Raw genomic sequence first — 19,048 nt, 5'->3', positions numbered from 1 at the left:
GATCCAGCCCCGTCGAAACATGGAAGGAGGCTTTCCCATGACAGACATTTCGTTGCGACAGCATGTACTGGATGAGCTGGAATTCGAACCGAGCATCGACGCCGCCCACATAGGCGTTACGGCCGAGCGTGGCGTGATCACGCTGACTGGTCACGTCGCGACCTACGCAGAGAAGGACGCGGCCGAGCGTGCTGCTCGGCGTGTCAGGGGCGTTCATGCCATCGCCCAGGAGATCGAAGTGCGCCCGTACGGCACACACATCACCGCTGACGACGAGATCGCAACCCGCGCGCTCAGCACGCTCGCATGGCGCACGACCGTTCCGAGGGACGCCGTGGAAGTCAAAGTGCAGAATGGATGGGTCACGCTGGAAGGCAATGTGGAATGGCAATACCAAAAGAACGCGGCGGCTAGCGCCATCCGCGATTTGGCGGGTGTCGTCGGCATTTCCAATGCTATTGCGGTGACGCCACGGCCCACTTCCAGCGACGTCAAGCGGCGGATCGAAGACGCGTTCAAACGGGACGCCGAACTGGAGGCTCAGGCTATCCGCGTCAACGTAGTGGACGGCAAGGTGACGCTCGACGGAACGGTGAAGCGGTGGTCAGAGCGGCAGGCCGCAGAACATGCCGCTTGGTCGGCCGCCGGTGTGAAGGCCGTCGAGGATCACCTTCGGATCGGCTGATTGAAGGTGATCGAAGGCTTCATGGACGAACAACGGATTATTGCGTGATCCTGCGGCCTTCCTTTCTGACGCCGAAGGACGAGTTCTTTTGAGCTCGTCCTTTTTGTTTCTGCTCCTTTCGCGTCCGCCTACCACTGGCCGCACCGAACCCGAAAATGTTTTGCCGTCCTTGACGCGCATCAAAGCGGCGGGATCGAAGATGTAGTTTGATGGCAAGGCTCAATCTTGAGAGCAAGAACTTTGATGGGATCCGGTTTTCCGGACCTGCTTGGCAAACAGGAGGTGACGATGCCTGATACAGTTCCCGTTAAGACAGAACAGAAAACAATGCCGGCCGTAGGTAGCATGTGGTCGCCGTTTGAAACCTTGCGCACCGAAATCGACCGTCTGTTCGAGGATTTCGGACCGTCGTCGTTCCGGCCTCTCACACGGCCGTTTTTTGCGCGTACTGTGGCATCTTCCGATAAGTGGATTATGTCCCCTGCCGTTGATGTCGTTGAGAAGGACGATGCATTCGAAGTGACGGCGGAAGTCCCCGGTTTGGACGAAAAGAACCTCGAGGTCAAACTTGCGGACGGTGTTCTGACCATCCGAGGCGAAAAGAGCGAAGAAAAGGAAGACAAGGAAAAGGCGTATCATGTTTCGGAACGTCACTACGGGTCGTTTCAGCGCTCCTTCCGGCTTCCCGATGGCGTCGAGGCTGACAAAGTCAGCGCGGCTTTCGCGAAGGGCGTTCTCAAAGTGACGCTTCCCAAGAGCCTCACTGCGAAGCAGAACGATCGTAAGATCGAGATCAAGGCCGACTGATCTCGGCACGGGTGGGTGCGCCCGCGCACCCACCGCCATCGGCATATGCCAAAGACCACAGCAGATGACGAGCAGAGGACGAAATGAACGGACCGCGCTGGCAAGACCCATTGATAACCGCAGCGGGAATGTTGGTATGCTGATGGTTTCGCCGTGGGTCATTCCATTTAGCGACACAGCCTTGCTCCGTGGAGCGCAGTCATCATGGGCGGCGTAGTCGTCGTCCTCGCGGCCTCATCCGCGTTTGCTGGACCCGGCACCGGGAAAGCTTAGGAGAAGGACGGTGGTCGTCCAGATGTCGCGCACTGCAGAAGCGTTGCTCTCCGGAGCGGGATTCTGCGGGGACGAGTGGGCAAGTAGGCAAGTAGGAGATAGGAAGATGGGATTGAAAGTTCTCGCAAAGGCCGAATGGGCGACCTACTTCTCGCACCTTCACGAAGCCGTGCAAGGCAAGGAGATCAAAATCGAAGTCGTGGGTGCGACGGTTGGCGATCAGATCCTTGTGACATCCGCCCCTCTGCTGGGGGCGACGTACGAACCCAAGCAGGACACGCTCGAGCTATCGGTCAAGGGCATGACGCATGTGGTCGAAAGGCCGCGGAAAATCACGATCCAGGATGAGGAGGGAGAGGTCGTCGCGATCGAAGTGATCGATCTCGCCGAGCGGCATCAGATCCTCACGTTCGCCCAGCGCTGATGGGGCTTCTGCGAGATGATGAACGTCAACGCACGCGGGCCGAGCCTTATCCGGCACGCCGCCAAGGAACAGAGCGAAGCCGTCGACGATCTCACAGAGGTTAGCCTGTGTTCGCAGAACGAAGCCTGCGAGGCGCTCGCCTCCAGCTGGTCAGGGATTGCCGCCGACGAAGCACGACTGCGGCGCGAACGGTATGGCCCCAATGTCATCAGCCGCGAGCAACGTGCCCCGCTGCTCCAAGAAATCTGGGTTCGCGCCAAAAGCCCACTGAACGCCCTGCTGCTTATACTCGCCATCATTTCGTACGCGCTCGGCGATCTGCGGGCCGCCGTCGTCATATCGGCCATTGTCATCCTTTCGGTGGGGATGGCTTTCGTTCAGGAGCATCGTTCCAGCCAGGCCGCCGCCAAACTTCGCGCGATGGTAAGGACGACTGTCAGCGTCCTTCGCCCGGACACCAGCCGGCCCGAGGTAACAGAAGAACCCGTCGAAGAACTCGTGCCTGGGGACGTCGTGCGGTTATCTGCAGGCGATCTCATTCCCGCTGATATACGCCTCATCGAGGCTACCGACCTCTATGTGAACCAGTCGACCCTGACTGGGGAGGCAATGCCTGTCGAGAAGGAGTCGGTTCCTGCCTTGGCTCCCGTCGAGTCGGCATTCGATCGTCCAAACCTCTGCTTCATGGGATCGAATGTCGTCAGTGGGTACGGAAGAGGTCTGGTGATCAGGACTGGTCCGCAAACCTTCTTCGGCGCGCTGGCCGAAGAGGTGGTGGCCCGGCAGGAGGAGACGGCCTTCGATCTCGGCGTCAAGCGCTTCACCTGGCTGATGATCGGTGTGACCGTTGTTCTCGGCCCCCTTGTCTTTGTCATCAACGGAATCACCAAGGGAGATTGGCTTCAGGCCTTGTTGTTTGCCGTGGCGGTAGCAGTCGGGCTGACTCCCGAAATGCTTCCAATGGCGGTAACCGTCAACCTTGCAAAAGGCGCGCTCGCAATGGCCCGGTCCAAGGTGATCGTGAAGCGCCTGAACGCGATCCAAAACCTCGGCGCGATGGACATCCTGTGTACTGACAAGACCGGCACGCTGACGCAGGACAGGATCATTCTCAAGCAGCATGTTGATATCCATGGCGGCGACTCGCCGCGAGTGCTGCACTACGCCTACCTCAACAGCTACTTCCAGTCCGGACTGAAGAACCTACTCGACGTCGCGGTGCTCAAGCACGGAGACGTCCATGAAGAACTGGGGATCGACCAGCGCTTTCGAAAGATAGGGGAGATACCCTTCGACTTCGCCCGTCGGCGTTTGTCCGTCGTCGTTTCTGACGATCAGGGCAAGCACATTCTTATCTGCAAGGGCGCGGTCGAGGAGATATTCGCGGTCTCCACCCGTTGCGAGGATGGCGGGGCGCTCGGAACGTTGGATGCGAGCCATCTGGCGACGGCCAAGGAAGAGACCGTCGCACTCAACGAGAGCGGCTTCCGCGTCGTTGCGGTGGCATACAAGGAGATCGCCGGAACGAAGTCAAGCTACAGCGTGGAAGACGAAAGCGGTCTCACTCTGCTCGGCTACATCTCGTTTCTGGATCCTCCCAAGGAGAGTGCCGCCAATGCCATCACCGCGCTGGAAGCGAAAGGGGTGCGCGTGAAGATCCTCACCGGAGACAACGAGGTGATCACGCGCAAGATCTGCGGCGATGTCAGGATACCGATTGGCGACATTCTGCTTGGGTCGCAGCTCGAGGCAATGACGGATATCGAGCTCGCAGAGAGAGCTTTGGCTGCGACCGTGCTTGCGAAACTGACACCGATGCAGAAAGAGCGCGTCGTCCGGGTCCTTCGCTCGACCGGTCATGTGGTCGGTTTTCTCGGCGACGGAATCAATGACAGCCCGGCGCTCAAGGCCGCTGATGTCGGCGTATCGGTCGACAGCGCCGTCGATATCGCGAAGGAGAGCGCAGACATCATTCTCCTGGAAAAGAACCTGCTCGTACTGCGCGACGGCGTCGTCGAAGGTCGAAAGGTGTTTGCGAACATCACGAAATACATAAGGATGGGCGCGAGTTCGAACTTCGGCAACATGTTCAGTGTCATCGGGGCCAGCCTGTTCCTGCCATTCCTGCCGATGACGGCGATACAGGTTCTGACCAACAATCTGCTCTACGACGTCTCGCAGACAGCCATCCCGACCGACGCCGTCGACGAGGAATTTATCGCCACGCCGCGTCGATGGGACATTGGGGGCATCTTCAGGTTCATGCTTTTTTTGGGGCCGGTTAGTTCGATCTTCGACTATGCGACGTTCGCCATGATGCTATTCGTTTTCAAAGCATGGAGCGATCCGGCCCTGTTTCAGACGGGATGGTTTGTGGAATCATTGCTCACCCAGACCCTGATCATCCACATCATCCGTACCGCCCGCATTCCCTTCATTGAAAGCAACGCCAGCGCCGCACTCATCGCCACGAGCGTCGTTATCGGGATCATAGGCATCCTTCTGCCCTCCACCGTACTCGGAACCGCCCTGGGATTTGTAGCCCTGCCCTGGCCATACTGGCCGCTGTTGGCGACAATCCTATTGTCATACGCAACCCTGTCGCACCTTGTGAAACGCTGGTTTGTGCGCCGATGGGGAATGTAAGAAKCGGCAGCGAAATGCTGTAAGGGCGTCAGGTCATCTCAACTGCATCTCAAGCATGGCAATGCGTGCAGACTTTGAGCGCAACATCGAGCCTTGCTGGCAGTTTGTCGCCCAACCGATTTTCAAACAGCTTCAGGATCTTGACCAATACTTGCGCGTCCGCAGAGACGGTCGACGGCATCAGGCCGAGCAGGCGGTTTGAAAGCGCTCCGGGCTCGAGTTGCGTTGCTATCGTCAACGGGCTCCAACCCTCATAGTAGATCCCACGAACGATGACGGGGAGAGAGTTGCCGATCTTCGCGTTGTCGTCGACCGAGAGACTGTCGCGGACGGCATGCAACGTGGCGCGCAATACGTCGTAGGCGGCGCGTTGCTCGCAACCAAGGAGATCAGCTAGTTCGCGCACCCAGACGCCCGCCTCCTGGGCGGCTTCCGGAAATGTTCGAAACGGGCTGTAGGGCATGACGACCTCCTGTGTCGAGGCTCTTCCCGGATAACGGTGGGGGTAGGAAGGCCGTTGATCTGTCGACATTTTGCGGCCGACCGAAGCCGCTGTCATTGACGCGGGTCAAATCTTTCGCAAGCCGCTCATGATTGCGATGGGTCAATGAAACACCCCCGCAGATCTGATCGGATGTCCTGACTGGAGGATGTAAGGATGAGAGCCGAAAAAACACTTGAGGACGCTCCTTTGATCGAAGATCGGGAAACCCGTCCCAGATCCCGGACGGAAAGCGCCATGCCGCGCAAACTAGCCGGCTTCATCCTTGCGATGGGGCGGAGCCATCAGGCTGCTCTGGTCCTGCTTTCGGTCATGCTATTCGTCGTCGGCATCGTGCCGCTGGAGATCCAGCGAAGGATCATCAACGGCGCGACGCAGGGCGCGAGCTTCAACGCCATCCTTATGCTTGTTTTCGCCTACTTCGCACTCGCTCTGACCGAGGGGAGTGTCAAGCTCGCCTTGAACATCTACCGCGGCTGGATCGGCGAAGTGGCTATCCGATGGCTCCGCATGGCTGTTCTTGACGCTAGGGAACGCCACCTCGAGGAACTAACGACGTTGGCCGACGGCGTAGAAATGTCGATCGTGCTCGCCGAGGCCGAACCCGTCGGCGGCTTCGTCGGCACAAGCATTTCCGAGCCGGTCCTCCAAGCAGGTGTTCTGATCGCCGTCGGCGGCTACATGATCTATCTGCAGCCGCTTCTGGCGCTGGCGGTCGCGGTCGTATTCATCCCTCAGGCCGTCCTGGTTCCCAGTCTGCAGGGCCTCATCAATCAGCGGGTGAAGACCAAGATCACGGTCATGCGACACCTCAGCGAAGAGATGGTCGATCACGACGCTTCGCCAAAGGCGTCGCGACATCAGGCAGCCCGTGTCCAGAGGCTGTTTTCGACGAACGTCAGCATCTACAGGCTAAAGTATTCGCTGAACTTCCTGATGAATCTTATGATTCAGCTTGGCTATGTAGGAATATTCGCACTCGGCGGCTACTATGTGGTGACGGGCAAGACCGAGATCGGAACCGTGGTGGCGTTCGTTGCAGGCCTGAACAAGGTTTCGGATCCGTGGGGAGCATTGGTGGACTGGTATCGCGACCTCAAGGTTACGCAGGTCAAGTACGATCTCATCCGTGACGCGAGCACGATCAGCCCCTCGGAACTGCAAGACCTCGGCAGACGAGATGAAGCGCCAATGACAATATGAGGTGGCCCGTGTGATAGGCGGGCCACCTCATGAGTAGCGATTATTGGGTGACGGTCAGTCTTGCCTCCATTCCTGCCTCGAAGTGTCCCTTGATGTTGCAAAGGACAAGATAAGAGCCAGGTGCCAGCTTTGCTTTCAACTCGCCGTCCGCACCGGGTTTGAGATCGGATACCTCGCCGATGCTCTTCAACTGCTTTTCATCGACACGATGCTTGGACTTGATCAAGGGGATCTTCTGATCGGGAGACTTGAGCTTAACCAGCACCATCTCGTGCTCTTCGGTCATGGCGTCGTTATGCACGGCAAAAATGGTCTCGCCTGCCTTGACCGTAGTCTGGTCGAGCTTCAGCGTCATCGGGCCTCCACCCTCACCGCCCGCAACGACTTTTACTGTCGTCGCTGCCCACGACGTTCCAGCCATCGACACGGCCGCAAACGCAGCGAGAGCATAACGAGTGAATGTCTTCATTGGATCAGCCTTTCCTCTACAGCCCACGGTTCGTTTAGGGATCGTTGCTGACAGCCGCCTGAACATTTGTGGATCTCTCGCCTCTTCCACTCGGACTTGCCACTTTCGAAGGACCGTTGCGTCGCCATCCTCCATCTGCTCGGCGTATGCATCGAGACAGCCTTGTCGCAACTCTGATTTTCGAGCTTCCTCGTTCTGGCTACCGATGATTCCGTGGCTGTGGCTCGCCCACCTGGAAAACCGATCGGAAAGTCGAACTATGACCTCTGTCAATGTACTTAGACCTCGGAGGCAGCATGATCCACGCAGAATTCGCGGTCTTAGCACTTGGCTGATCGCCTGAGCGGGATTCCGCGGCAATAATCTTCCAGGAGATGACAGATGCTTGTCGGAGCCATCATGACGCCTTCGCCGATTAACATCGGCGCATCCGCCTCCATCTTGGACGCCTCCAAGCTTATGCTCGACAACCGGGTGAACCGTCTTCCTGTCGTCGATGACAACGGCGTTCTGGTTGGCGTGATCACAGAAGGCGACTTCCTGCGACGTCATGAACTCGACACTGATCGCAAGCGCTCCTGGTTGCATGGCTGACGAGCCCCGGCAAGATCGCCGACGAATATGTCCGCGCGCATGGCCGTCGTGTCGAGGAGCTGATGAGCGTCGCACTCCCACCACCGATTGCCGAAGGCGACCGCGCCTGAGAAGGCTTCCGTTCAACCGTCCATTGTTGGCCCTCGTAGCCCATGCGGCGAATCCCTTCCCGTAGAGGACGATTGCCGGCGCATTGCGCGTCAACCGGTAACATTAAGGGCAAAGCTGCCGTGCGTGAGCTGTCGCTACCGGAAATTGCCGTTCGATCAGGAAAGAATGAGCATCAACTTGCGCGACCCTCCCCTTAGGTGCCACCGACTGCGACATTCACCATCCGCACTTTGACCTCGGTCAAAAACCGATTGCGCCGGACGAGGTCAGGCGTGCGATCCCGCCGCCATATCCTCGAATGTCGTTTTGGCGTCCTCGCTCAGGCGCTTGGCTGTTTGAGAAGCCAGCCTCGAGCCGATCATGGCCATTCTGCCTGCTTCATTTGCGTATTCGGCGCTGGCGTTCTGGACGAAGTTGCTGACAACGTCGGACGCGTCTTTGTATTCGAGGCTTTTGCTAAGATCGTCCAACAGCTTCATATCCTGTTCGCAACGGTGCTTCAGGAACTCCAAACTCTCGATCTGAGAGCGCACGATAGCCTTGAAAACCAGAGTCTGAAAACGAACCCCAGCGCCAAATACCTGCTCGGCGCTCGCAACCGCCGGCAGATGAAACAGCCCGAAAGGCGTGTATTCGGTCCATGCTGTCATGATCCAATCTCCACTTCTTTTATCCACGGTCGTGCTGACAGGAAGGATCGCGTCGAGGTATTCATCGAGAGGCTAGTATTTCGCACGCCGAGCTGGGTTGCCATGCTGAGGCTAGCGATAGACGAGAACCGGAATCCGCGAATGGCTCAGCACCTTGGCCGTGACGCTGCCTATCAGCAAGTTCGCGACGCTCCCACGACCGTGCGATCCCATTGCGATCAGGTCGCATCCATTCTCTATAGCAGCGTCAACTATCGCGGTGTGTATCTGATCGCTCCGAACTTTCACGGTGTGGCTGACGACCCCCTGAAGACGCGCTCGCGCTTCAACGTCACTTAGGAACTTTACGGCCTGTGCATCCGCGAACCGATCATAATCATCCTTAGCAATCGTGAGCTTTTCACTGTCCGTCGTAAACATATGGAACGGTTCGATTACGTAGACGAACACGACCGACGCCTTGGCGTCTCGAGCGAAGGCGACAGCGTTCTCGGCGGCGGCCTCGGCAAGCTTCGACCCATCTGTTGGAATGAGAATGTTTGTAAACATTGGAAACCTCCCAGATCGGTAACCAGCTTACAAAGTCATCGAGCAGCAGTCTTTGATTCTCATCAATCTATGTCGGAGCATTCGGTTGCGGTGAAATGCAAAGGTCGAACTGCGCCTCGCTGTGGAGGGACATGGTAGATGCCGACTGGCTAGCCGTCTCCATTGCCTAGCGGCGCAACATCCTTGTTGACCTCCAGTACATTGAGAAGCTGATCCACAAGTCTGGCAGTGGGTAGTGCCGCATCGAGCTTCAGCCATCCGGTCTCGACCGTTTCTCTCGCCAGTTGATCTGCGAGAACGTCGAGCGTGGGCGTCGGAGACCCCGATGGAGGGTATTGCAATGCTTGCGAAAGACATCATGGCCAGCCCGGTCACCACGATCTGAGAAGATCAAAACGTTCGGCGGGCAATAGAGTTCATCAGCGCCAGCAAAATCGGCGCGGTTCCGGTCGTTGATGCAGAAGGCGTGCTGAAAGGCATCGTCATCGAGGTTGACTTGCTCAGGCGCATCTCCTCTTCAAACGGCACACGTCCCGTGCCCCACACCCGCGACTGGAAGGAGGCACTAGCCGATTAGATCAAGGCTCGAAGCCGGCGGATCAAGGACGTTATGACCACTCCCGTGATCAGCGCCGTGCTTCCGGCGTCTTCCCAAATGAGCCACTGCCTGCTCCCACCACTGACGCGCTACCACTCGCCTGCCATCGCAACGTAAACGCGCGTCCCGGTCAAAGGATGCAATTCACTCCGATAATCCTGGACCTTTTGATCGAACCCCGCGGGAACCTATAGGCACATTGCGGGTTGTCTGCTCACTGGCGTCAACCCGGGGAACGTAAGCAAAAAGCTCTGCGCTGTTCGACGACACCGCAAGATCGCTTCGTGAAGACGATCGAACAAGTGCTTCGTCAACAGATCTCCGACACGCCTGAAGCAGGCCGCCTTGCGAGGGCGGTTATCAGAGACGACCCATCGAACTCAAGGAGCCACTCATGGCCAAGGAAACTAAAACGCTCGACATTCTTTTCTACGACACTCTGAAGGACGTCTACTTCGCTGAAAACAAGATCGTGGCCACACTACCGAAAATGCACGATGCGGCAAACAGCAAGCAGCTCAAGGATGCGTTCACCAAGCATCTCGCCGAAACTAAAGTCCATGTCCAGCGCCTTGAAGCGGTTTTCAAGATCATTGGCAAAAAGCCCGAGCAGAAGACGTGCGACGCTATCATGGGGCTCACCAAGGAAGGTGCTGAAATCATGAAGGAGTACGAGGGCACGCCGGCCCTTGACGCTGGTTTGCTCTCAGCTGCCCAGGCCGTCGAGCATTACGAAATGTCGCGCTATGGCACGCTCAGGACATGGGCGCTCGAACTTGGCATGAAGGACGCAGCCAAGCTCTTGCAGACCACGCTCGACGAAGAGCAAGCGACGGATATCGCCCTTACTTCAATCGCAACGAAGGTTGTGAACCAGAACGCGGAGAAAGCGGCCTGACTTCACAAGCAGATCCGGCCTTGCAGGGGCCGGATCTGCTTACTGAGTATGTCCAGATGATCCCTCGACGCCCTCCGGAGGCGGGGGTCTCTGATTGCGCCATGGTACCCCCGCACGTCTCATTTCTCCGGCCCGGTTTGGAACTGACCATGCAGACTGACATTACCAGCAAAGACACAATGGACGGACGCTCCCGACCGATTGCCGACGGGACAACAGACTACGCGATTTACATGCTCGACACCGCCGGCCGTATCAATAGCTGGAATTTCGGTGCGCAACTCAAAGGCCGTGGCAAGCGGGAAATCCTCGGCAAGCATTTCTCGACCTTTTACACGGCCGAAGACCAAGAAGGCGGACTTCCTCAACGCGCGCTCGACATCGCGGCCAAGGATGGCCGCTTCGAAAACGAAGGCTGGCGCGTACGCAAGGATGGAAAACGCTTCTGGGCTCATATGATTGTCGATGCAATCCATGATTCCGAAGGAGAGCTTCTCGGCTTTGCCGAGATTGCGCGCGACCTGACGGAGCGAAGGAAGGCGGAGAATGAGCTTCGTCAGAGTGAGGAGCAGTTCCGCCTCCTCGTTCAGGGTGTCACGGACTATGCGATCTATATGCTCGACCCCGAAGGCAAGATCTCCAGCTGGAACGTTGGCGCGCAGCGCATCAAGGGGTACGCACCGGAAGAAATCATCGGCGAGCATTTTTCGAAATTCTATACCCCAGAGGACCGTGCCGAGGGACTGCCGGCGAAAGCCCTGATGATTGCCGCTGCGGAGGGCCGGTTCGAACGCGAGGGATGGAGACTACGCAAAGACGGATCACGTTTCTGGGCCAGCGTCATTATCGATCCCATCCGCGCAGATGACGGTGCCCTTCTGGGTTTCGCCAAAGTCACGCGCGACGTTAGCGAGAAGCGTGCCGCTCAGGAGACCCTTATCCAAGCGCAGAAGATGGACGCCGTCGGCCAACTCACCGGCGGCATAGCGCATGACTTCAACAACCTCCTTACGGTCGTGCTCGCAAGCCTGGAGATGGCACGCAAGCGCACCCCTCTGGGGCAAGACGTAATCGAGTTGATTGACAACGCCATCCAGGGAGCGCAGCGCGGCGCCGCACTTACCCAGCGCCTCCTTGCCTTTTCGCGGCGTCAAAAATTGTCGTTGGAGCGAGTTGACGTTCCAGACCTCGTTCATGGAATGGCGGACCTGCTTCAGCGGGCGATCGGTCCCGAAGTGCCCATTCGCACGCAATTTCTGCTGTCGCTGCCGCAGGTCACGTCAGATCCCAATCAGCTGGAGAGTGCGATCCTGAACCTTTGTGTAAATGCGCGCGACGCTATGCCCGAGGGAGGAACAATAACGATCGCGGCAGAGCGTAGAGCCGTTGCGCATCCTTCCTCCGGGGAGGATCTCCTCCCCGGAGAGTACGTTTGCCTTTTGGTTAAAGACGAAGGCGAAGGAATGGACGAGAAAACCCTCTCAAGCGCCACGGAACCATTCTTCACGACGAAAGGGATCGGCAAAGGAACAGGCCTCGGCCTTTCAATGGTCCAGGGACTAATGGCACAGTCTGGAGGAAAACTCGTGCTCAAATCAAGAAAAGGTATGGGAACAACCGCCGAATTGTGGCTGCCGATCGCAACATCCGAGCCCACCGGCACCAATGCACCGGAGCAGCAGGAACCGATAGCCGTGATGCTCGACCGTGCACTGACAGTGCTTGCGGTGGACGACGACGGTCTTGTCCTCATGAACACGGTTCTCATGCTCGAAGACCTTGGCCATGAGGCCATTCAGGCTCAATCAGGAAGGGAAGCACTCGAGATTCTAAGAAGCGGCTTTCTGCCGGATATCGTGATAAGCGATCATGYCATGCCAGGGATGACGGGCTCGGAATTGGCGATGACGATTGCGGCCGAATATCCCAATATCCCTGTTGTCCTCGCAACGGGGTACGCTGAACTCCCGTCCGGAAAGGACACCGGCGTTCGGCTGTTGAAGCCCTTCACGCAATCGCAGCTGACCGCCGCGCTGGCCAGGGCAAGCAGAAAGGGAGGCTACCCCCATCGTTGATGAAAGCTGGCAGGGCAAGCAGCGGCTTTCCGGTTTTACGTCCAACGGACGGATCGAGCGGCCTTTTCCACTGGCAATTCAATCGCCGAAGCCGACCGTGATGCAACATTGCCGCAACGCGCGCCAGGCGGCCAAGTAAAAAGCACGCCGTATGTCCAGATCACATTCGCAGCGTGCTGGCTCGTATGACAGATAGCTCGGCTGCCGTTCACTCCGTAACCGCCAAGGATCGCAAAGATCTCCCCGGTGATGTAGCTCGGCATTTGTGGCGCGGCGGCGACGACGTATGCCGGAGCAACGTCTTTCGGTTGGGCCGCGGAGGCAATGGAAGCAATAGAGCCTGCCGCCTTCGTGATGGTGAATTTCAGAGGAGGGCGAGGTGCTCCCTGCCATTTGGAGAGGCGGTTCCTCGCCACGTCACGGTCTCGCGATCGCAGTGCTACGAAACCTCGATACGGCAACCACTAGGGCTGCTTGAGGCATATGCCTTTACAATCTGCGTCCTGCGCGACGCGAAGAAATTCTGTAGCGTGGGATTTGATTGGCGCTGTTGGCCGCCAGCTCAGGAAGGTCTCAACCCTCGGCACGGAGTTTCATGCGATTGACGTGATACCCCGGGTCGTGGGGCCATTCACTATCGACGTAGATAGTAACACCAACCCGCAGCCACCAGTCGCAGTTCGGGGCCTCTTGATGTCGACAGGATGCTCGCCGATGACGTCGGGATACCACTAATTTAGTGAGCCTCAGACACTGCTGAGCAATATGCTCGTCTCGCTGTTGAGAACGCCTTCGACCGTGCGGACTTCGCGAAGAACCCGATCGAAATCGCGCAGGTTACCGGCGCGGATCTCTGCGACAAGATCCCAGGATCCGTTCGTCGTGTGCAGTGCATAGAGCTCCGGAAGGCCGCGAAGAAATCTTATGACCTTCGTCGTCGATCGGCCTTGCACTTCGATCATCATGATCGCGCGGATGGCTCCGTCGTCATAGTCCTGACGAACGCGGATCGTAAATCCGAGCGCCGCTCCCGATTGCAGCAGTCGATCAAGCCGCGCCTGGACCGTCCCGCGCGAGACGCCCAGTATCACCGCAAGCTTCGAGAGGGGCGCTCGGCCATCCTCGCGCAGGACAGAAATCAGCCGGTGATCGAGATCGTCGAAAATATGCATATAAAATTGTACAATGTGGCTAAGCATTATGCCAGGTTTTTTGTCAATAATACCGCATTTTTCGAGTTTCAAGTTCTTTACTGCATACCTAGTCTGGCTCCATCGAATTTCCTGATGGAGCTGCAACGTGGTACAGTATGTCGGCGTCAGCAATGTTATCGAACTGGTCCGATCCGTCGGCATCGAGGCATTTCTGCTTKGTCTTGCGGATTACATCGAAGACGATTTCCGCCGCTGGGAGCAGTTCGAGAAAACGCCTCGTGTCGCCAGCCACTCGAAGACCGGTGTCATCGAGCTGATGCCCACCTCCGATGGCCAGCACTACGGGTTCAAATATGTGAACGGTCATCCGAAGAACCCAACCTTCGGCCTCCAGACGGTCACGGCATTCGGCGTCCTTTCCGATGTCAGCACCGGCTACCCCTGCCTCGTGTCGGAGATGACCCTGATGACCGGGCTTCGGACGGCCGCGACGTCGGCACTGGCAGCGAAATACCTTGCCCGCAAGAATTCCCGCACGATGGCAATCATCGGCCTCGGCGCCCAGTCCGAATTCCAGGCGCTCGCCTTCCGAGCACTTCTCGGGATCCAAAGACTTTACGTCTACGACATCGATCCGGATGCCGCTGCCAAGTTCCGCGACAACCTTGCTGACACGGATATCGACATCGATGTCGCCAAGACGGCCGAAGAAGCTGTCGCGCGAGCCGACATCATCACCACCGTGACCGCAGACAAGAAAAATGCGACGATCCTCTCCGACAACATGGTCGGTGCCGGCGTGCATATCAACGCGGTTGGCGGCGATTGCCCCGGCAAGACCGAGTTGCAGGGCGACATCCTGCGACGGGCTGACGTCTTTGTCGAATTTCCGGAGCAGACCCGCATCGAAGGTGAAATCCAGCAGATGGCCGCCGATTTTCCGGTGACCGAACTCTGGCAGGTTATGACGGGCAAAGCGACCGGCAGGCGCTCCGATACCCAGATCACCATCTTCGATTCCGTCGGCTTCGCCACGGAAGACTTCTCCGCACTGCGCTACCTTAGGGACGCCGTACAAGGCACTGATTTCTATACAGAACTCGACCTTACTACGCAGCCGGTAGATCCGCGCAACCTTTATGGTCTCTTCCGACAGCCCGCACCTGTCTTGCAGGGGAGCTACGCCTGAGCCATGAGCAGACTTTCCGTGCAGGCTCCGAAGTCCGTCGTGATGATCCGTCCGCATCACTTCGCGCCGAACCCGATGACAGCGAACGACAATTCGTTCCAGTCCAACGACGAAAAACGCGCGGCGGCAGCCATCGCCACTGCTGCGTTCGACGAAGTCACAAGCATGGCAGAGGGCCTGGCAGCTGCTGGCGTCACCGTTCATGTCTTCGAGGACGAAACGGCGACGAGACCGGACTCGGTCTTCCCCAACAACTGGTTCTCCACCCATTCCGGTGGCCACGTCGCTGTCTATCCGATGTATTCGGCAAGCCGACAGAGCGAGCGCCGTCCCGATGTCATCGAAATGCTGAAGAACGAGTATCGCGTCCAGGACGTCATCGACTATTCGGGCCTCGAAAAGGACAACGTCTATCTCGAGGGCACCGGTGCAATGGTGCTCGACCATATCGGCCGCGTCGCCTATGCCGTGCGCTCGAACCGCACCAACGAGGTCGCGCTGGAGCGCTTCTGCACGCACTTCAATTTCGAGCCCATGGTCTTCGACGCCGTCGATCGCAATGGCAAGTCCATCTATCATACCAATGTGCTGATGTGCATCGGCACCGACTTCGCGCTGCTCGGCTCGCAGATGATCCCCGATGTCGCGCGTCGGCGGGAAATCATCGCCCGGCTTGAAGAAACTGGCCGCACGGTGATCGAACTGTCGATCGACCAGATAGAGAATTTCGCCGGCAATGCCATCGAGCTGGATGGCAGGGACGGCCGCGTGGTGGTTTTGTCCGCACGCGCCCACGCCTCGCTCGCGCCCGAGCAGATCAATGCCATCGAAAGCGCGGCAAAGCTGATGCCGTTCGATGTCTCGACCATCGAACTGGCGGGTGGTTCCGTCCGCTGCATGCTGGCCGGCATTCACCTGTCACGCCGCGAGCAGGCAACCACACAATTGCTTTACGCGGCCAAGTGAGCCGGATAGATAAGCCCCATCGGAAGGTAAGGTACTTGGAAATGTCGCAAGCCAGATCAGTTTATCACTTCAACTCCGTCATCGTTCGCGAGCCTTCGCGCTCAGTCGTCAATGGTCTGCGTGCCGACGATCGCGGCAATCCGACCTACGAAGGTGTCAAGGCTGAGCACGACGCCTATATCGCTGCCATGCGCGCAGCCGGCGTCGAGGTGACCATCCTGCCGGCCCTCGAAGCCTTCCCGGATTCCGTCTTCGTCGAAGACCCGGCGGTCGTGTTCACCGAAGGCGCGATCCTGCTGCGTCCGGGTGCGGCAAGCCGCGTTGAGGAAACCGCGGAAATCACGCCCACGCTGCGGACCATGTTCGAGACCGTTCTAGATCTGCCGAGCCCGGGCTTTGCCGATGGCGGCGATGTGCTGACGACGCCGAAAAGCGTCATGATCGGCCTTTCCGCGCGCACCGACAAGACAGGCGCTGAAGCGCTTGCCGCCTGCATCGGCAAGCTCGGTCGCAAGGCCGAAATCGTCGCAACACCGGAAGGCGTGCTTCACTTCAAGACCGATTGCTCGCTGCTCGACGACGAGGCCATCCTGTCGACGGCCCGCCTCGCCCGCTCTGGCGTTTTCAAGGACTTCAAGCAGATCATTATTCCGGAAGGCGAAGAGCCTGCGGCAAATGCACTGCGCGTCAATGACGTCGTCATGGTCGGTTCGGATTTTCCGCGCACGATCGAGATGCTCGACAAGCTCGGCTACAAGGTCGTGCCGATGAAGACCACCGAGATCGGCAAGATCGACGCAGGTCTGTCCTGCATGTCGCTGCGCTGGTACCGGAACGGCAAATAAGCAGCTGCCTCAATAACATACTGGGAGAACATAATGTACAGCCTCAAATCGAAGATCGCTGCGGGCGTCGTGCTCGTCCTGTCGGCAGGTTTTGCCCACGCCGAAGACACCATTCGTCTCGGCATGACGCCCGAGCCCTATATGCCGTTCACGCAGATCAACACGGCCGGCGAATGGGAAGGCCTTGAAGCCGACCTGTCGCGCGCCGTCTGCGCCAAGCTGCAGGCAAAGTGCGATATCAAGCAGATGGCCTGGGACGGCCTGATCCCGTCGCTGAAGGAAAACAAGGTCGACTTCATCATCGGCGCGTTCTCGATCACCGACGACCGGCGCAAGGTCGTGGACTTCAGCGCGCCTTACTACACGGAGGGCACGTCCTTCGTCGGCGCCAAGTCCGATGACGCAAAAATCGCCTTGGTCGACGCGCCGGATGGTTCGGGCAAGATCGTCGATCCGGAGGCCGTATCCGGCAAGATCGTCGGCGTGCAGACGTCGAGCGTCCAGGCTGCTTATGTTGCCAAGTACCTCCCTGGTGCTGAAGCCAAGAGCTACGATACGGCCGACAACTCGGTTGCCGATCTCATTGCCGGTCGGGTCGACTACGTGCTTATCCCCGATCTCTACATCCAGACGTTCCTAAAATCCCCGGCTGGCGCTGACTATGAAGTGAAGGTCGAGGTGCCGACCAATGCCACGCTTGGCGAAGGTGTCGCCTACGCGGCGCGCAAGGGCGATGCGGCAACGCTCGACAAGATCAACACGGCGCTCGCAGAACTGGACAAGGACGGCACGCTGAAGAAGCTGGTCGATCAATGGATCTTCAGCAAGAAGTAATCGCGTGATCCCGGGTGCGGCTCCGGCTGCGCCCGGGATCAACTGCGCTTCCTTGCACCCGTCGCGGAGCTGCCGGTTCACCGAGGCTCCGCCGCAACCAAGCGTCGCCCGGCTGACGGCCATGGGCAACGGCGCATCAAGCAGGTAACGAACGCATGGGCTCATATTGGCATTTGCTTGCCTGGGGTGCTGAGGGCTGGGGTGACGAATTCGCCTGGGGCCTGTTGATGACCCTGGAGGTATCCATCGTCTCCTACGCAGTCGCCGTCGTTTTCGGGTTTATGGGAGCCGCCGGAAAGCTCTCCCGGAATCGTTCCCTGCGCTTGGTTGCCGACCTTTACACCACTGTCGTGCGCTCGCTGCCCGAACTTCTGGTCATCCTGCTTCTCTATTTCTCCGTCGCAAGCGGCGCCGAGCGCTTCTTGAAATATCTCGGCCTCGTCGACGAACGCTTCCAGTTCAGCCCGTTCTGGGCAGCGATCGTGGCACTCGCTTTCGTCTCGGGAGCGTTCATGACCGAGGTGCTGCGGTCCGCATATCTTGCGGTTCCATCCGGCCAGATCGAGGCCGCCGTCTCCATCGGCATGCGGCCGCGCAAGATCATGACCCGCGTCATCCTGCCCCAGATGATGCGCCACGCAGTGCCCGGAATGGGAAATCTCTGGCTGTCCATCACCAAGGAAAGCGCCATCATCTCGGTCCTCGGCTCGTTTAGCGAACTGCTCTACACCGGCTACCGCGCAGCCGCCGGAACGAAGCAGTACATCTTCTTTTACGGCCTAACGGCCGTGCTCTTCCTGTTGATCACGCTGGTATCCGTTCTCGCCATCGGCCGCATCGAAAAGCACCTGAACAGGGGGCATCGCTGATGGAAACGATCACCAACGTCATTTCCTTCCTCCCTGCCCTCATCAAGGCAACGCCACTGACGCTGCTGCTGACAGCAACAGCGGGCATTTTCGGCCTGGTCATCGGCACTCTTGCAGCGCTTGGCCGCCTCTCGATGAACCGGTTGCTGGCATGGCCGGCATTCGCTTTCACTTTCGCCTTTCGCGGCACGCCTTTGCTGGTGCAGATCTATCTGATCTACTATGGTCTGGGACAGGTTTTGCCGGGCACATGGGTTCGTCACAGCTTTCTCTGGCCCTATCTGCGTGACGGCTTGTGGTACGCGATCGCTGCCCTCAGCCTCAACCAGGCATCCTACAATGCCGAGGTCATCCGTGGCGCGATTCAGTCGATACCGCGCGGGCAGATCGAGGCGGCGCTCTCGATCGGCATGACGCGAAGGACGATCCTTCGCCGTGTGACGCTGCCGCAGGCATTCCGCCATTGCATGCCGGTTCTGACGAGCGATCTGATCATTCTCTTGAAGACGACGTCGCTTGCCTCGACGATCACGATTCTGGAGGTGATGGGTACGGCCCGCATGCTGCAGCGCCAGTCGCTGTTGATCTTCGAGCCGCTGATCGCCGCCGGCATCATCTATTTTGCCGTGGTCTTCATCCTGACCCGGATCATGAACACGGTCGAACTCCGCATGACGCGCTATCGCGTCGTGCGCAGTTGAGCGCGC

General features: G+C 58.4%; 20 protein-coding genes. 15 read left to right on the top strand and 5 right to left on the bottom strand.

Annotation, left to right across the window (positions count from 1 at the left end; genetic code table 11):
* The first annotated feature begins 37 nt into the window (after positions 1-37).
* The 4 genes from AC1DMK_RS21215 to mgtA all read left to right on the top strand — a co-directional run bounded on the left by AC1DMK_RS21215 (position 38) and on the right by mgtA (position 4,835).
* Positions 38-685 carry a BON domain-containing protein gene (locus AC1DMK_RS21215; protein ID WP_477861732.1) on the top strand — a complete coding sequence of 216 codons (648 nt, stop codon included), beginning with the start codon at positions 38-40 and terminating at the stop codon, positions 683-685.
* A gap of 288 nt (positions 686-973) precedes the next feature.
* Entirely contained in the window at positions 974-1,492 is a 519-nt protein-coding gene (locus tag AC1DMK_RS21210; RefSeq protein ID WP_477861730.1) for an Hsp20/alpha crystallin family protein, read from the top strand.
* A gap of 379 nt (positions 1,493-1,871) precedes the next feature.
* A complete protein-coding gene (locus AC1DMK_RS21205; protein WP_477861728.1) occupies positions 1,872-2,189 on the top strand; it encodes a DUF5335 family protein in 318 nt (105 codons plus the stop codon).
* A gap of 18 nt (positions 2,190-2,207) precedes the next feature.
* Positions 2,208-4,835 carry a magnesium-translocating P-type ATPase gene (gene mgtA / locus AC1DMK_RS21200; protein ID WP_477861788.1) on the top strand — a complete coding sequence of 876 codons (2,628 nt, stop codon included), beginning with the start codon at positions 2,208-2,210 and terminating at the stop codon, positions 4,833-4,835.
* Positions 4,836-4,884: 49 nt separating this feature from the next.
* Here the strand turns inward: mgtA and AC1DMK_RS21195 are convergent, their stop codons facing one another.
* Positions 4,885-5,298 (bottom strand): DUF2267 domain-containing protein, encoded by a 414-nt coding sequence (locus AC1DMK_RS21195; RefSeq protein WP_477861726.1) that lies wholly within the window; start codon positions 5,296-5,298, stop codon positions 4,885-4,887.
* A 276-nt stretch (positions 5,299-5,574) separates the two neighbouring features.
* Here AC1DMK_RS21195 and AC1DMK_RS21190 point away from each other — a divergent pair, with 276 nt between their 5' ends.
* A complete protein-coding gene (locus AC1DMK_RS21190; RefSeq protein WP_477861724.1) occupies positions 5,575-6,540 on the top strand; it encodes an ABC transporter ATP-binding protein in 966 nt (321 codons plus the stop codon).
* A 40-nt stretch (positions 6,541-6,580) separates the two neighbouring features.
* Here AC1DMK_RS21190 and AC1DMK_RS21185 read toward each other — a convergent pair whose 3' ends face one another.
* A complete protein-coding gene (locus AC1DMK_RS21185) occupies positions 6,581-7,009 on the bottom strand; it encodes a plastocyanin/azurin family copper-binding protein (protein ID WP_477861722.1) in 429 nt (142 codons plus the stop codon).
* A 381-nt stretch (positions 7,010-7,390) separates the two neighbouring features.
* Here AC1DMK_RS21185 and AC1DMK_RS21180 point away from each other — a divergent pair, with 381 nt between their 5' ends.
* Positions 7,391-7,603, top strand: coding sequence for a CBS domain-containing protein (locus AC1DMK_RS21180; RefSeq protein ID WP_051973874.1), 213 nt, complete (start codon positions 7,391-7,393; stop codon positions 7,601-7,603).
* Between the two features lie 377 nt (positions 7,604-7,980).
* On the opposite strand, the gene AC1DMK_RS21175 is transcribed toward AC1DMK_RS21180, so the two are convergent.
* Both AC1DMK_RS21175 and AC1DMK_RS21170 read right to left on the bottom strand, forming a co-directional pair.
* Entirely contained in the window at positions 7,981-8,364 is a 384-nt protein-coding gene (locus tag AC1DMK_RS21175; RefSeq protein WP_477861720.1) for a phasin family protein, read from the bottom strand.
* Positions 8,365-8,475: 111 nt separating this feature from the next.
* Positions 8,476-8,913: a universal stress protein gene (locus AC1DMK_RS21170; protein ID WP_037058358.1), complete on the bottom strand. Its 438-nt coding sequence runs from the start codon at positions 8,911-8,913 to the stop codon at positions 8,476-8,478.
* 409 nt (positions 8,914-9,322) lie between these two features.
* On the opposite strand from AC1DMK_RS21170, the gene AC1DMK_RS21165 reads away from it, so the two are divergent.
* The 3 genes from AC1DMK_RS21165 to AC1DMK_RS21155 all read left to right on the top strand — a co-directional run bounded on the left by AC1DMK_RS21165 (position 9,323) and on the right by AC1DMK_RS21155 (position 12,484).
* The gene (locus AC1DMK_RS21165) at positions 9,323-9,490 is read left to right on the top strand and encodes a hypothetical protein (protein ID WP_477861786.1); all 168 of its coding nucleotides are present in this window, start codon (positions 9,323-9,325) and stop codon (positions 9,488-9,490) included.
* A 415-nt stretch (positions 9,491-9,905) separates the two neighbouring features.
* The gene (locus AC1DMK_RS21160) at positions 9,906-10,409 is read left to right on the top strand and encodes a ferritin-like domain-containing protein (RefSeq protein ID WP_037058357.1); all 504 of its coding nucleotides are present in this window, start codon (positions 9,906-9,908) and stop codon (positions 10,407-10,409) included.
* 137 nt (positions 10,410-10,546) lie between these two features.
* Entirely contained in the window at positions 10,547-12,484 is a 1,938-nt protein-coding gene (locus AC1DMK_RS21155; RefSeq protein WP_477861784.1) for a hybrid sensor histidine kinase/response regulator, read from the top strand.
* Positions 12,485-13,230: 746 nt separating this feature from the next.
* Here the strand turns inward: AC1DMK_RS21155 and AC1DMK_RS21150 are convergent.
* Complete coding sequence (locus AC1DMK_RS21150) at positions 13,231-13,656, bottom strand: Lrp/AsnC family transcriptional regulator (protein ID WP_037058356.1); 426 nt, start codon at positions 13,654-13,656, stop codon at positions 13,231-13,233.
* Between the two features lie 127 nt (positions 13,657-13,783).
* Here AC1DMK_RS21150 and AC1DMK_RS21145 point away from each other — a divergent pair, with 127 nt between their 5' ends.
* From AC1DMK_RS21145 to AC1DMK_RS21120, 6 genes are all read left to right on the top strand, one after another.
* Positions 13,784-14,827, top strand: coding sequence for an ornithine cyclodeaminase (locus AC1DMK_RS21145; protein ID WP_477861717.1), 1,044 nt, complete (start codon positions 13,784-13,786; stop codon positions 14,825-14,827).
* Between the two features lie 3 nt (positions 14,828-14,830).
* Positions 14,831-15,793 (top strand): citrulline utilization hydrolase CtlX, encoded by a 963-nt coding sequence (gene ctlX / locus AC1DMK_RS21140; RefSeq protein WP_477861715.1) that lies wholly within the window; start codon positions 14,831-14,833, stop codon positions 15,791-15,793.
* A 41-nt stretch (positions 15,794-15,834) separates the two neighbouring features.
* On the top strand, positions 15,835-16,638 hold the full coding sequence (locus tag AC1DMK_RS21135) for a dimethylarginine dimethylaminohydrolase family protein (RefSeq protein WP_477861713.1): 804 nt from the start codon (positions 15,835-15,837) through the stop codon (positions 16,636-16,638).
* A 33-nt stretch (positions 16,639-16,671) separates the two neighbouring features.
* Positions 16,672-17,472, top strand: coding sequence for a transporter substrate-binding domain-containing protein (locus AC1DMK_RS21130; protein ID WP_477861711.1), 801 nt, complete (start codon positions 16,672-16,674; stop codon positions 17,470-17,472).
* Between the two features lie 155 nt (positions 17,473-17,627).
* Complete coding sequence (locus AC1DMK_RS21125; RefSeq protein WP_477861709.1) at positions 17,628-18,341, top strand: ABC transporter permease; 714 nt, start codon at positions 17,628-17,630, stop codon at positions 18,339-18,341.
* Entirely contained in the window at positions 18,341-19,042 is a 702-nt protein-coding gene (locus tag AC1DMK_RS21120) for an ABC transporter permease (RefSeq protein ID WP_477861707.1), read from the top strand. Before AC1DMK_RS21125 ends, AC1DMK_RS21120 begins: the two co-directional genes overlap by 1 nt.
* Positions 19,043-19,048 lie beyond the last annotated feature (6 nt).

The organism is Rhizobium sp. 05L419 (assembly GCF_056397845.1).
The sequence above is the reverse complement of the archived record's forward strand: the minus strand, read 5'-3'. Positions and strand labels throughout refer to the sequence as shown.